At 60.2% G+C, this 13,481-nt stretch carries 15 protein-coding genes; 2 read left to right on the top strand and 13 right to left on the bottom strand.

The genetic code is table 11. The features are described 5' to 3' along the window. Positions 1-619 precede the first annotated feature (619 nt). The 12 genes from FGE05_RS24875 to FGE05_RS24820 all read right to left on the bottom strand — a co-directional run bounded on the left by FGE05_RS24875 (position 620) and on the right by FGE05_RS24820 (position 10,889). Positions 620-1,585: a type II secretion system F family protein gene (locus FGE05_RS24875; RefSeq protein ID WP_139649119.1), complete on the bottom strand. Its 966-nt coding sequence runs from the start codon at positions 1,583-1,585 to the stop codon at positions 620-622. Positions 1,586-1,612: 27 nt separating this feature from the next. Next, positions 1,613-2,599 carry a type II secretion system F family protein gene (locus FGE05_RS24870; RefSeq protein WP_139649117.1) on the bottom strand — a complete coding sequence of 329 codons (987 nt, stop codon included), beginning with the start codon at positions 2,597-2,599 and terminating at the stop codon, positions 1,613-1,615. Continuing rightward, complete coding sequence (locus FGE05_RS24865; RefSeq protein WP_139649115.1) at positions 2,596-4,038, bottom strand: CpaF family protein; 1,443 nt, start codon at positions 4,036-4,038, stop codon at positions 2,596-2,598. Before FGE05_RS24865 ends, FGE05_RS24870 begins: the two co-directional genes overlap by 4 nt. A gap of 3 nt (positions 4,039-4,041) precedes the next feature. After that, positions 4,042-5,262, bottom strand: a complete 1,221-nt coding sequence (locus FGE05_RS24860) for an AAA family ATPase (protein ID WP_139649113.1) — start codon at positions 5,260-5,262, stop codon at positions 4,042-4,044. Next, the gene (locus FGE05_RS24855) at positions 5,256-5,750 is read right to left on the bottom strand and encodes a TadE family protein (protein ID WP_139649111.1); all 495 of its coding nucleotides are present in this window, start codon (positions 5,748-5,750) and stop codon (positions 5,256-5,258) included. Before FGE05_RS24855 ends, FGE05_RS24860 begins: the two co-directional genes overlap by 7 nt. An 8-nt stretch (positions 5,751-5,758) precedes the next feature. After that, entirely contained in the window at positions 5,759-6,238 is a 480-nt protein-coding gene (locus FGE05_RS24850; RefSeq protein ID WP_139649109.1) for a TadE/TadG family type IV pilus assembly protein, read from the bottom strand. 8 nt (positions 6,239-6,246) lie between these two features. Next, on the bottom strand, positions 6,247-7,566 hold the full coding sequence (locus FGE05_RS24845) for a TadE/TadG family type IV pilus assembly protein (RefSeq protein ID WP_139649107.1): 1,320 nt from the start codon (positions 7,564-7,566) through the stop codon (positions 6,247-6,249). Positions 7,567-7,629: 63 nt separating this feature from the next. Further along, positions 7,630-8,442, bottom strand: a complete 813-nt coding sequence (gene cpaB, locus FGE05_RS24840) for a Flp pilus assembly protein CpaB (protein WP_139649106.1) — start codon at positions 8,440-8,442, stop codon at positions 7,630-7,632. 15 nt (positions 8,443-8,457) lie between these two features. Beyond that, positions 8,458-9,786, bottom strand: coding sequence for an AAA family ATPase (locus tag FGE05_RS24835; RefSeq protein ID WP_139649104.1), 1,329 nt, complete (start codon positions 9,784-9,786; stop codon positions 8,458-8,460). A 2-nt stretch (positions 9,787-9,788) separates the two neighbouring features. Further along, complete coding sequence (locus tag FGE05_RS24830) at positions 9,789-10,319, bottom strand: prepilin peptidase (RefSeq protein WP_139649102.1); 531 nt, start codon at positions 10,317-10,319, stop codon at positions 9,789-9,791. Positions 10,320-10,344: 25 nt separating this feature from the next. After that, positions 10,345-10,539 carry a Flp family type IVb pilin gene (locus FGE05_RS24825; RefSeq protein WP_139649100.1) on the bottom strand — a complete coding sequence of 65 codons (195 nt, stop codon included), beginning with the start codon at positions 10,537-10,539 and terminating at the stop codon, positions 10,345-10,347. A gap of 155 nt (positions 10,540-10,694) precedes the next feature. Then, complete coding sequence (locus FGE05_RS24820; RefSeq protein WP_008070254.1) at positions 10,695-10,889, bottom strand: Flp family type IVb pilin; 195 nt, start codon at positions 10,887-10,889, stop codon at positions 10,695-10,697. 266 nt (positions 10,890-11,155) lie between these two features. Between FGE05_RS24820 and FGE05_RS24815 the strand changes: the two genes are divergently transcribed. Continuing rightward, a complete protein-coding gene (locus tag FGE05_RS24815) occupies positions 11,156-12,028 on the top strand; it encodes a DNA-binding response regulator (protein ID WP_139649099.1) in 873 nt (290 codons plus the stop codon). A gap of 36 nt (positions 12,029-12,064) precedes the next feature. Here the strand turns inward: FGE05_RS24815 and FGE05_RS24810 are convergent, their stop codons facing one another. Further along, positions 12,065-12,496, bottom strand: a complete 432-nt coding sequence (locus tag FGE05_RS24810) for an Lrp/AsnC family transcriptional regulator (RefSeq protein WP_041021680.1) — start codon at positions 12,494-12,496, stop codon at positions 12,065-12,067. A gap of 199 nt (positions 12,497-12,695) precedes the next feature. Between FGE05_RS24810 and FGE05_RS24805 the strand changes: the two genes are divergently transcribed. Further along, positions 12,696-13,409, top strand: a complete 714-nt coding sequence (locus FGE05_RS24805; protein WP_139649097.1) for a YitT family protein — start codon at positions 12,696-12,698, stop codon at positions 13,407-13,409. Positions 13,410-13,481 lie beyond the last annotated feature (72 nt).

Here is a 13,481-nt window from a genome sequence, read left to right as displayed (position 1 = left end):
GATACAACAACGTCAGGCTCCATAGCTACAACGATTACCGGTCGCCGGTAGCTATGGAGAAACTGGCGGCGTGAAACCTTAACTGGTGTCCAGAATTACTTGACCAGTTCAAGCCCGCTCCCATACTGGATTCGGGGTGTACGCAGCCTTTGCATCCACCACCAACCTCTGTGGGAGCGAGCCTGCTCGCGATGGCGTCGGCATATTCAACCCTTGCGTGACAGACGCTCCGCTATCGCGAGCAGGCTCGCTCCCACAATTGGATTGGGATTCGGCCAGAGAGATAGGTCGGCTGTAAGGCCGCCTCGCTTTTGCTTTTGCTTTTGATCTTGGGCGCCCCGTTAAACCACGGTGGCCGAACGCAGGTATTGCGTAGTGGGCAACCCGGCATGGATGCCGGGTTAGCCGCGCTGGGCCACGAATGGCCCTTCGCGGCGGGCCCACGGAGCAATGCCGGAGTGAGGGCACACCGAGCCTAGGCGAGGTGCCGAGTGGTGGGGCAAAGCGTTTTTGGTTACTTTTGGCGCTCTTCCAAAAGTGACCCGCTGTAAAAGCGGAACCGCCAGCAGCCGTTACCGCAGAAATGGATATGTACTCGATCCACAACGGCCCCACGCAGCTACATATTCCCAAACGCCCTGAACACCCCAATCATGGCCGGCCCAATCGCAACCAGAAAGAAACTCGGCCACAGACAGAAGATCAGCGGAAAGATCAGCTTGGTGCCAATTTTCGCCCCCATTTCCTCGGCAGCCTGGGTACGCCGGTCACGGAACTCATCAGCGTAGATACGCAGGGTATCGGCCACGCTGGTACCGAAGCGGATGCTCTGCGCCAACAGGCTGACCAGCCCCTGGATGTCCTCCAGGCCGGTGCGCATGGCCAGTTGCCGGAGCGCCTCGGTACTGGTGATGCCTGCGCGGATCTGCGCATTGACCAGGGCCAGCTCTTCGGCCAACTCAACCTGGCTGACCGCCAATTCCTCGGCCACCCGCTCGATGGTCGTGGGCAGGGCCAGGCCCGACTCGACGCACACCACCATCAGATCCAGCGCATCCGGAAAGGCGGCCCGCAGCCGGGCCTGGCGCGCCTGCTTGCGCTTACCGACGTAGAGCGCCGGCAACAGCCAGCCGATGCCCACCAACAGGATCACCCCCAGCAGGCCAATGATCATGGGCACCTTGACCAGCGGCAGCAGCAAGAGCGCCAGGCCGAGCATCAGCAGCGGCAGCATCAGGCGCACGGCCCAGTACATCTGCACCGCCGACGCGGAGCGGTAACCGGCGTGCGTCAGCAGGATCTGGGTGGCGGACGTCTGGGTCGGATCGGCCGAGGCAAAGCGCTGGCCGATCCGTTCGAGCAGCAGTTGCAGATTACCGGGCGCCTCATGCCCCGCCGCGCTGCCCGAATAGCCGCGCTTGATCAGCGCCAGGCGCCGCTGGACCGGGTCCTGCAACCCCAGCATCAACAACAGCAAGGCGGCCATCGTCAGCACTGTACTGAGCCCAATCGCAGTGACAAACAGCAGGCGAGCCAGCTCTTCGTTCCCGGTAAGCCGACTGAATAACCCGAGCAAAAAATCCATGACTGATACCCCGCGGCAAGACAGCGTTCAAACCTGGATCCGGATGATCTTCCGTATCCAGAAAATCCCGATCAACATGGCGCAGAACGCACCGATGATCAGCTTGTGGCCTATGGGATCGTTGATCAGCACAGGCATGTAGCTGGGGCTCGTGAGCACGATGGCAATCGCCAGCACGAAAGGAATCGCCACCAGCACCCAGGCCGACATGCGCCCTTCCGCCGACAGGGTCCTGATCTTGCGCTGGAAGCGGAAGCGCCCGCGGATCAACCGGCTCAGGCGCTCCAGCACCTCGGTCAGGTTGCCACCGGTTTCGCGGTGGATGAGGATCGAGGTCACCAGCATCATCACCGTCATGCTGGGCATGCGTTCCAACAGACCAAGCATGGCCCGGCGCACATCATTGCCATAGTTGATGTCGGCGAAGGTCATGCCGAACTCCTGGGCCACCGGTCCTTTGTGCTCATCGGCCACCAACCGCAGGGTTTCGTTGAACGGGTGACCGGCGCGCAGGGCCCGGCACATGGCGTCCAGCGCATCCGGCAAACCCTCCTCGAACGCCGCGAAACGCTTGCTGCGGTCGCGCATTATTTTCAACACCGGCACCCAGAACAGCACAAAGGCCGCTAGCAATGCCATCCACCAGATTGGCGAAACCATCAACACCAGGGCAGCGGCCGCCACGCCCAGGACCAGACCGAGCACCATCACCCGATAGGCGCGGTATTCATGGCCGGCCTGCTCGATCAGTTGCGTCAGGTTGGCCATGAAGGGCAACTGCTCGAGCCGAGCCTCCAGCGGCGACAGGCGCGTCAGGTATTTCTGCCGCAATACGGTTTGCATATTGGGCAGGTGGTTGGCCTTCTCCAGTACATGCAGGCGCCCGCGAATGCGCTTGCGCATCTTGCCGGCCTCACCGAACACCGGCACCACCACGCCCTGGGACAGGAGGAAAACGGCGATGAACACCATGCCCAGGAAAATCAGGATAAATTCGGCAGGGATATTGTTCATGACGTCCGGGCCTCCATCCACTCAGGGCGGAACAGGGTCAGCGGCAACTCGATACCGCGCTTGGCCAACACATCGCGAAAGGCCGGGATCATGCCGCTGGGCCGATATTCACCGAGTACCTCGCCGTGCTCGCCGATGCCCTGGCGGGCAAAGCAGAAGATTTCGGTCATGGTGATGACCTCCCCTTCCATGCCGTTGATCTCCTGAATGCTTACCACCCGTCGTTTGCCATCTTCTTGACGCTCCAGTTGGATCACCACATCAATGGCCGAGGCAATTTGTTGACGCATGGCCTTGATCGGAAAAGTCGCCCCGGTCATCGACACCATGTTCTCGATTCGCCCCAGGGCATCCCGTGCGGTGTTGGCGTGGATGGTGGTCAAGGAACCATCGTGACCGGTGTTCATGGCCGTGAGCATGTCCAGTGCCTCGGCACCGCGCACCTCGCCAATGACAATCCGGTCCGGACGCATCCGCAGGCTGTTGCGCACCAGCTCCCGCTGGCTTACCTCGCCGCGCCCTTCGATGTTCGAAGGCCGGGTTTCCAAGCGCACCACGTGGGGTTGCTGCAGTTGCAGCTCGGCCGAATCCTCGATGGTGACGATGCGTTCGTTGTGCGGAATGAAACTGGACAGCACATTGAGCATGGTGGTCTTGCCGCTGCCGGTCCCGCCGGAAATCAGCACGTTCAGGCGCCCGCGTACGATGGCCTTGAGCAACAGGGCAATGGCCGGGGTCATGGTGCCCACCTGGATCAGGCTGTCGGTGTTGAGCAGGTCCACTGCGAAGCGCCGGATCGACATGCTCGGACCGTCGATGGCCAGCGGCGGGATGATAGCGTTGACCCGCGAGCCATCCTTGAGCCGGGCGTCCACCAGTGGCGAGGACTCATCGATGCGCCGCCCCAGGCTGGAGACGATGCGGTCGATGATGTTCAGCAGGTGCTGGTCGTCACGAAAGCGCACGTCGGTTCGTTGCAGCTTGCCGAAGCGCTCGACGTAGACCGAGGCAAAACCGTTGACCAGGATGTCGGACACGCTGTGGTCGGCCAGCAACGGCTCCAGCGGGCCGAGGCCCAGTACCTCGTCGGTGATCTGCTTGATGATCAACTGACGACTGGCGGTGCTCACCGGTGCCGAGTGTTCATCGAGCAGGCGCTGGCAGATATCGCGAATCTGCCGCGAGGCCTCGACCTGTTCGAGGGCATCGAGCAAGGACAGGTCCATGACCTTGAGTAATTGCTGGTAGATCTTTTCCCGCCACTCGGCTTCCACCGGCGTGACCTGGCTGCGGGTTTCATAGAGCACGTCCGGGACGGCCTGTTCCCAGGCCATCAGTTCCTCCGTCGAATCCGACAAGCCATCGCCCTGCAGGGAGGCCACTGAAGCACCGGGTTTACCGGACTGTTTGCGCAAGCGGTTGCGGAAATCGCTGATCATGGGTCATCCCCCGAAAAAACGGTTGAAGGCGCGTTTGAACAGGCCTTTGTCTGTGTTCATCTGGTGACCGACCAGGTCCTCGGTCAAATCGCGCAGGGCGACGGTGATGGCCGCCCTCGGCGCGTGCAGCCCCAACGGCACGCCAGTGTTCTGACTCTGGCTGACCAAGTTGAAGTCATTGGGTAATTTGGACAGGTTCGTGCAGCGCAGGGCCTCGCCGATGTCCTTGAGACTGATCGCGGCCGCCTTGTCATAGCGGTTGACCACGATCTGCAACTGGTCCCCGCGCACACCCAGGTCTTCGCGCAGGATCCGCACCAGGGCACTGGCATCGCGCAGGTGGCTGACGCTCTGTTGCACCACCACGTACACCCGGTCCACCTGCTCCAGCACGGAGCCGGTGAGATGATCGATCTGCCGCGGCAGGTCCACCACCACCCAGTCGTAGCTGGCGCGGGCCAGTTGCAGGAGGGTGTCGAGCTGTTCCGGTTGGGCGTCCTGGGGCAGGCACAACTCACCGGCACGCCCGCCCAGCACATGCAGAGTCGGACTGAAGTGACTGCAGAAACCGCGCAGCGCGATGCTGTCCAGGTCGTCGATCTGCTGCAGCACTTCCAGGTGGCTGTGGGATTGCGCGACGTCGAGGTAATGGGTCACGCTGCCGAACTGCAGGTCCATATCCAGCAACAGGGTATTTCCCGCCCGGGCACTCAGTTGTTGAGCCAGGTTGCAGGCCACCAGGGTCCCGCCGGAGCCACCCTTGGCGCCGATCACGGCGACCAGCTTGCCCTCGGCGCCATTGCCCAGGCGAACCTCGGCCACCAGGCGATTCAGCGCCGCGACCAATTCGGTCTCGGCGATGGGCTCGGGCAGCACGTCACGGGCACCGGCCTGCATGGCCAGGCGCATGGCTTCCTGATCGCCCAACAGGCCACACACCAGCATTGGTGGACGCTCATGGGCCGGACGTTGCAGCAACGCCGCCAGCTCTTCGCGCCACAGGTGGCTGACCCGCAACAGCAGCAGGTCGGGCATGCGCTCCAGGCCATAAAGGGGATCGACATGCCCATTGCTCACCAATCGCGTACTGACTTCCAGGCAGGGCATGCGCTGGCAGACACATTGCAGGTCGCGCAGGGACGCGGCGTCACGGCTGCTGATCAGCAGTCGCAGCCCGGCTTTGCCGACGGTGCTCGAAACGGGCGTTTCTCTGGTATTCAGCATGGTGTGATCTCCCCGGAATCGGAATGGCGCCCAAGGCTTTCCCGTGGCAAGGTTGCCCTGAAGGCGGGCAAGGTAATGGACACGCCCAAGCCGGGAATGAACAGGTTGAACACGTAGTTCTGTACGCTCAACTGGACGTAGCGGATGGCCCGGAAGCCGGTGGCGCTGGACGTGTCGGCAGGGTTCGCCACCACGGCGCCATTGACGTCCAGGTAGGTCAGCGCCAGGTTCGTGGTGGCCAGGCTGGTGATCAGTTGGCTGGTGCCTGCATCGGTCGCGGCGTTGAAAATGGCCCGGCGCAACACCACCGGATCGCTGATGTTGCACACCGCCGCCAGGCGCGCACCGCGCCGTGCGGCTTCATCCAGGGCATTGGCGGTAAAGTACAACCGGCCCATCTCCACCACACCGAACAGCAGGATGAACACCAGCAGGCCCACGAAGGAAAACTCGACGATGTAGGTGCCGCGCATGTGTTTGTGGTTCATCGGCTTCATCACAGCGCCCTCATCACAGTGGTTGCGACCAGCGGAATGCCCAGCGGCATGGCGGCGCCGAAGAAGCCCGGCAGTGACCCGGCGCAATTGCCCGCGCCAATCACCGGGCAGAACGTGTAGGTGATGGTGACGCGTACATGGTTGGTGCCCACCGCGGCGACCGCCACGTTGGCCGTGGTCAACCCGGACACAACCGGACTACCGACCTGGGCGGGCACGCCATACACCGCGACGTTTTTCGTCTGGGTCAACAAGGTGTTGCTCAGGGCGATACCGCCCAACGTGGAATTCCAGGCCTGGCCGGCGACGAATCGATCGGCGTCACGGCTGGCCTGCAACAACACGTTGTACTGGTAAAGCATGCGACCGAACTCGCCGAAGGCCAGCAGCAACATCAGCACCAGGGGCAGCACCAGGGTGAACTCCACCAGCGCTACGCCTTGCTGGGCCTGTGAGGATTTGAATTGAACAAGTCCCATGACGCCTCCTACGAGTCAGTGCTCGGATTGCCACTGCCGTTGAGGTAGGTTTTGTAGAGCTGGATGATCTGCGGGCCGGCATCGGTGGACGGTGTGGGGCCCGGCACGCCATCGCCTTCACATTCCTGGACGAACTGGCCGAAGACCAGGGAATCCGTACCGCCACCATTCACCGGTTGCACGACGAAATAGCAACCGAACCCCAAGACCGGAATCGAGGTGGAGCCGCCCTGCTTGCCGGTGCAGTTGCCAACCACGATCTTCAACATCCGGCGCTCGAAGACACCGTTGCTCTGGCAGCCACTGGCCCCTCCCGCCACGCAAGCGGCGACTTTGGCTCGCCAGTCGTTGTAATCCAGTATTGCCTCGCCGCCCGCCGAAAGATCGCCATGGTTAGACGTGACAGGCTTGTTCTTGTATTGCGCCTGGGAGAGCGCATCGTCATAGGTCATCGCAGGGGAGCTGGAGGTCGTCACCAGGTCCGGTGGATAGTCCGACGCGCTGACGGGACCGTTGTAGATACCAAAGCGCGTATTCAAGCCCTGAGACGTCGGGCCGGCGGTGTTGCCCGGCGAAGTCTGGACGTTGTCCCCGACACTTCTGCAGATCGAACCGCCGCCAGCCAGGTCCTCACGCACCGCACTGCCGCCGGAACCGAAATCGAGCAGTTGGAAGTTGCCGGGGCCGATGGGCGACGAATTGCCCGCCGCCGTCTTCAAGACCTGCAGATCACCAAAGTGGTACCCCCAGAAGTTGCCGCCAGCCGGACTGTATTGGCTAGGGTCACCGCAGACCATCAAGGGTGCCAGATCGCAAGGCGAGGTAGGGCTGGGCCCTGCTGTGGCAATGGCTGCCACTCTCTTGCTGCCCAGGCCGGAACTGCCCATGGTCTGGACGAAACTCCAGAAAAACCCGTTCAGTTGATAACTCGATACCGACACCCGCACGTACTTGGCATCGGCAGGGCCGGGGTAAGAGAACGGGCCATAGACGCTGCTGGCCAGCTCTACCACGGCAAACGCCCCCGGATTGCCGGCGACTGCGGTGGCCAGTTCCGTGTTGCCCAAGGCCTGGGCGTTCTTGTTCAGCGTGTCCAGGGCCGCCGCACGGGTCGTGCTGGCCATGTTGAGGCCGCCCGTGACCTGGCTCAGGGTCTTGGCCCCGCTCAAGGCTGCGGCATCCACTGCGCTCTGCAAACGCGTCTTGTTGAGCAACATGTGGCCGCCGTCCAGGGCCAACGCTGCCATCATGGTGATCGCCACCAAGGCGATCACCATCAATACACTCACTGCCCCTCCCTGGCGCCGTCCGATATCGGAATTCATCATCACGCCCTCGTTGACTGCATTGAGGATCGCCATCGCCTGGGAACCAGGCTGTTTTCGCGCCACTCAGCGAAGGTTGATCACCTTGCTTTCAATGCCACGAATCACCGTCACCTCTGAGCTGTCCTGCACCCTGACGCGTTGCACGATGGGCCGTGGTACCGGAGCGGCGGCTACCGCCATGACCGGTGGCTCCGGCGGCGCGACAGCCACGGCTTTTTTCTCCAGGTTCAGGGGGTTGCGCAGGGCCAGTTGCAGCTTGCCTTCGGTTTGCGCGGTGACCAGCGCCTCCGCTTCGACCGCTGTCATTTCCAGCGTCACGGCCCGCACCACCACCGGTTGGGTCTTGTCGGTGCCCGCCGTCTGGTCCACCGCCAGCACCCGCAGGTTTTCCAGGATGGTCCGGGACGTGGCGCTGTTGCTGCCGGCGCTGGTGGTCTTGGTCGCCAGCACATCGACCCGGTTACCCGGCAGCAGGAACCCACCGACGCCCACGACATCGTCTACCCGGACCGAGATGGCACGCTTGTCGGGAGCGATCAGCGAGGCCAGGGTGCTGCCACCCAAGTGCTCGCTCAGACGCGCACCGCGCACGATGTCGCCGCGCAGGATGTCGAACGTGGCGATCTTGCCCACGGCCTTTTCACTGGAGTCGAAGGCATCGTCCGGGATCGTATCCATCGGCATGCGCACAGTGGTGACCTGCTGGGCCTCGACCATTTGCCCGAAGGGAATTTCCACGGTGGCGACCACCACGCTGCGCAGGTGATCATCGGGGGTCGCATTGAGTCGCGCACTCAACCAGGAGTCGGCCATCCATGCAGCGCCAAGGCCCATTACCAGGGAAACGCCAATCAGCGGAAGCGTACGAGAGCTCATGTCGGTATCTCCGAATCAAAGGAAGTCGAGCTGAACGAAGTAGTTGTGCCAGGCCCATTCCAGCTCTTGCGGCATCAGGGGTCCGGAACCGCCCAGGTAACGCTGGCGGTCGAGCGCCATGTTCAATAAATCGCGCGGATGGCAAGGCACCAGAGGCATGCCTTCGCCGGCATACAGCCGCTGCAGTACATAACGCACCAACAGCGGGTCGTAAGGGACACCCAAGCGCTCGCACTCCTGGCGCCAGATGCGTTCGTATTCGTCGGGCTTGAGGTAACCGAACTGGACCTTGTAGCCAATGCGCCGCAGGAACGCCTCGTCGGCCAACTCCAAGGGATTGAGGTTGGTGGAGAACACCAGCACGAGATCGAACGGCAGTTCGCAATGCCGACCACCGCCCAGGTTGATGAAGTCACGCTTCTCTTCCATGGGCACGATCCAGCGGTTGAGCAACTCGGCCGGGGCCATGCGCTGGCGGCCCATGTCGTCGATGATGAACAGGCCATTGCTGGCCTTGAGCTGCAAGGCGGCCTGGTATTGACGAGTGAACGGATCGTAGCGGACATCCAGCTGCTCCATGCTCAGCTCGCCACCGGTGATGACGATGGGGCGCTTGCAGCACAGCAGCCGGCGGTCGATGCCTTCGTTGAGCATCAGGTTGTTCGGTTGGCTGTTGTCATCCAGGCGCTGATGCACCTGCGGGTCGTAGATCTCGATCACCGACTCGTTGATGACAATGGCGTGGGGCACCCAGATGGCCTCGGCAAACAGCCGGATCAACCGACTGCTGACGTAGGTCTTGCCGGTGCCTGCCGGGCCATAAATCATGATTGCCCGCCCGGAGTTCAGGGCCACGCCCAACTGGTCGAGCATGCCTTGGCTCAGCACCATGCCCGACAGGGCCTGCTGCATGTCGTTGGCGGTAATACGACCGTGGTGAATGGTCTGGATCTTGATCAGAGAACGATAGGTGCTCACCGGGAACGGTGCCGCGCCGATATAACCGCTGCGGGCCAAGGCGTCCCGGGCAGAGCTGCGACCGCGTTCGGTCAGGCCATAACGCAACGCCTGCACACTCGCCTGGCCGATCTGGCCCAGCACCTCGACACGACCGTCCTTGCGCAAGAACGCCAGGACTTCTTCCAGCACCGCGCCGGTCAGCGCCAGGCGCTCCACCAGTCGCGGCATATCCAGCACACCGGCGTCATGCAGATGCTTGCACACCAGTTCGCCCAGGAAACTGTCCGTCAGGCCGGTGTCGCGAATCGTGCAAGGCTGAGGTGCCAAGCGTTGTACCGCCTCCCGTTCGCTGGGGTAGGCATCACTATCGTTGATGACGTGCATGACTAGCCTCCCCAGCCACCGGCAACCAGTTGCCAGTAGACGCTGTTCAAAGTGCCGATCAGGATCGCAATCGAATAAGGAAAGGGTTTCCCGGCCACTTCGTCCGAAGTGGGCGCCAGGTAGGACTGGGCCCGAACGATCAGCCAGTAACGCCCGAGGGTTTGAAGCAGTTGGCCGCGGACCAGGACAATCAGGAATCCGCACACACCGCCGGCGATCAGGCTGAACAATGCAGCCCATAAGGCGTAATGGAATGGCAGGAAGCTGCCGACCATGGTCATCAACTTGACGTCACCGGCCGCCATGCCACCGACTGCGTACATCGGCAGGAACAACGCGAAGCAGATCAGCAGGCCCAGCAGGCTATCGCCCAAGCCGCTGATCCCGCCCGTGTAGACCTGACCGGCCAGCCCCAGGGCGAGCCCCAGAAGGACCAGTGAGTTGGGGATGCGGTGGCGGAGCAGATCGCTCACCACCGCCACGCCCAGCAGTCCCAGCAGTATTGATGTCGACACCAGCAATTCCATGGACATGGCGCGTCTCCCGGTTGCAGTTTCGTTAGCAGGCAACGTTGCTGTTGACGACCTGGCAAAGTGCCCGGATCTTGGTATCCACCGCGCCGCCCAAAAGGACGAATGCCGCCGCCACCAGCACCGTGATCAAGCCACCCGCCACCGCGTATTCCACGATGGTCAAGCCTTCTTCATCTTTGGCGAACCGGAGGATCGAAGTTCTGATTGTGTGCAGAGTCATTTTATTTACCTCACATTCGGAAGTAATACGGCCATGAACTTAGTAGTTGGGGACAGCGCCAAGTCCATTTGAGGTATTCGTTGTACTCACTGCAAAAGAGTCGCAAGCGTGATTCCGTAAAAGTTGCCGTGTCCCCCTATCGCAAAGCGTTGCGATCAGCAGGCAACGTTGCCGTTGACGGCCTGGCACAGCGCACGGATCTTGGTATTCACGGCACCGCCCAGAAGAACGAAGGCAGCGGCCACCAATACGGTGATCAACCCACCGGCCACGGCGTATTCCACAATGGTCAGGCCATCTTCATCTTTGGCGAACTTCAGTACCGAAGCCTTGATAGTTTGAAGAGTCATTTCGCACACCTCATCGGGGTTGTTTTTCAAGGGCAGTACATTGCGAACTGCCTGATGCAACCCTAGTCAGGAGGCCGGCATAGCCGTTAGGAGGATTTTGCACATCGCTAGGATTATTTTGCGCGAGGTCATCCGCTGGGGTCGCGGGAGCCGTCGCGATGGAATGGCGATAAAAACTTGGCTTTTGATAAGAATTTATTCGGCGCGGTGATAGCACATTGACGATACTTCCGGCTAAAGGGCAGGAAGAACCACTGAGTAGGCACATGACGTCGAATCTGACCGGAAAGCCAAGGTTGTTGTGGTTCGATCTGACTCACGATCGGTCCACGAAGGAACTCGCCATCCAGTTCGAGCAAGCCTGCCATTGCACGCTGGCCACCAACGCCACGCTGCCGGGTGGGGAGCAGGTCGACATGATCTGCATTCATTTCGACCGGCCGGACACCCCGGGCCTGAGGCGGTTGCTGGAGATCAAGCGGACCGTGCCCACCATTCCCATCACCATGTTCACCGTGCAGCATTCTGAAGAGCTGGCGGTCTGGGCCATGCGCTCCAATGTCTGGGAATACATGGTCCTGCCCCTTTCAGCCACCGAGAGAAAGCGCTACCTGACAGCGGTGATGCAATTGTGCGAGTTGCGGCGCAATACCGGCAGTCGCGGCAAGACCTCGCTGATCGACCACTCCCCCACCCTGCCGGACAGCATTCGCCTGACCTCCGGTCACCAGAAACACCAGGCCCTCAACCACATCCTGCTGTACATCGACCAGCATTTTCGCGATAGCATCGATCAGCGAGACCTGGCCAAGCGTTGCGGCATGACCACGTTTCGCTTCAGCCGCCTGTTCAAGGAAGCCAACGGGCTGGGCTTTACCGACTACGTCCTGAACAAGCGCATGAGTTTTGCCAAGGAACTGCTGGATAACAGCGAAATGCCCATCACCAGCATTGGCTACGAAGCCGGTTTCAAGGACCCGTCCTACTTTGCCCGCGCCTTCAAGCAGTACGCCAACTGCACCCCCAGCGAATACCGCCTGGCGCGGCAGGTGCGCACGACGGCTGTCACGCCATCGGCGCCGGAGGAAGAAGCCAGCATGGAGGCGCTTGAGAGCCTGGTGCACAGTCTGGAGGGCTGACGGGCGTTTTGATGCGATGGCTGGTGTTCAAGCGTCTCAAGGGGCGAGCTTTCTTCTCTCGATAGGAACTGACAAGACAATGCTGGTGCGCGTCTCTCCGTACGCGTTGATATTGGCAATGATCGCCTCGATCTCAGCCATCGATTTGGCATAGATCCTGATCAGGTAGGAGTCGTTACCCGTGATGTGCAGGCACTCCACGACCTCGGGAATGTCCTGGAGCGTCGCTATCAATTTGGCTTTCGCCGGCTTGAGGGTGGTGATGCCGACGACAGCCGAGATGCCGTACCCAAGCTTGGTGGGGTCTAACTGTGCGCTATAGCCCTTGATGACCCCAGAGTCTTCCAGCTTGCGTAACCTGTCAGTGGTGGCAGGAATAGAAAGACCCGCATGCTTGGAAAGTTCCGTGATGGAAATGCGGCCACAGTCCTGTACCTTCCCCAGGATTTTTATGTCTATACGGTCCATGTGCGTTTCTCTCGGTAAGAACTGTAAAATTTAATGAAAAGCCCGCGTTTTTCATTAAAAAAATCATGCACCAAAATAAAGCAGAGTGCTAGCCTATTTCCTGCCTGAAAAGCCTAAAAAGAATCCGGGCAATCAATAGCCTCCTCTTTGGCATGACGCACTGCATAATAAAATATTTCTCTCCAGGGATGGTGTTCGCATGGAAGATGAAAAAATAAAGTGTGGAAGAAAGTCACATCCATTCGCCCAGTATGTTGGAACGCAAGTCCTAGATCTGCGGAATTTCAAAAGGGATCAGCTGCTGATGTACCTGATGGGTGTCGGACTTTTCTCGGTGGGTGCCAAGTGCTTCATTATCAGCCAACTGGGAACCGATCCTTTAGATGTCCTGATCATTTCGATAGATAAACTATTTGCCCTTGGAATGGGCGCGTGTTCGGCTATCGTCTCCTTGTTCTTTCTAATATGGTGGATGCTCTGGAACAAAAAGTACCCGCCGATCAGTCCATTCATTACCACCACGCTGACAGGTTTGCTGATTGACTTGTGGTCGGTGTTGGGAATGGGCGAGTACTTGATTGTCAGAGTCAATGAGTACACTTTACTGGCGATAGGACTGATCCTGTGTGCCTACTCGTCTGCGCTGATCATCATGAGCGGTATTGGTATCAGGATCATGGATCTGGTGGTATTGACCATGGTTTCCAAATGGGGCTGGTCATTCACCAAAGCCAAAATGATCATTGAAATCGGTATCTTTTCAAGTGGCTGGTTGTTGGGGGGCCCTTTCGGTGTGGGAACAATTGCCTTCTTATTGGTAATCGGCCCACTTATCCAACCGTTCATGAACATGAATACCCGGCGTTTCTCACTCAAGAACCATGGCTTGATCCGCGCTTCGTCCGCTTACTGATTACAACAAAATGACTGCCACTTATGGCGGCTGAACTGTTTCGCCTCGACTTTTTAACCGATGATGTTGTTG

This window comes from Pseudomonas sp. ICMP22404 (assembly GCF_006227205.1).
GTDB lineage: Bacteria > Pseudomonadota > Gammaproteobacteria > Pseudomonadales > Pseudomonadaceae > Aquipseudomonas.
Note: the sequence above shows the minus strand (reverse complement) of the source record. Positions and strands in the feature narration are given on the sequence as shown.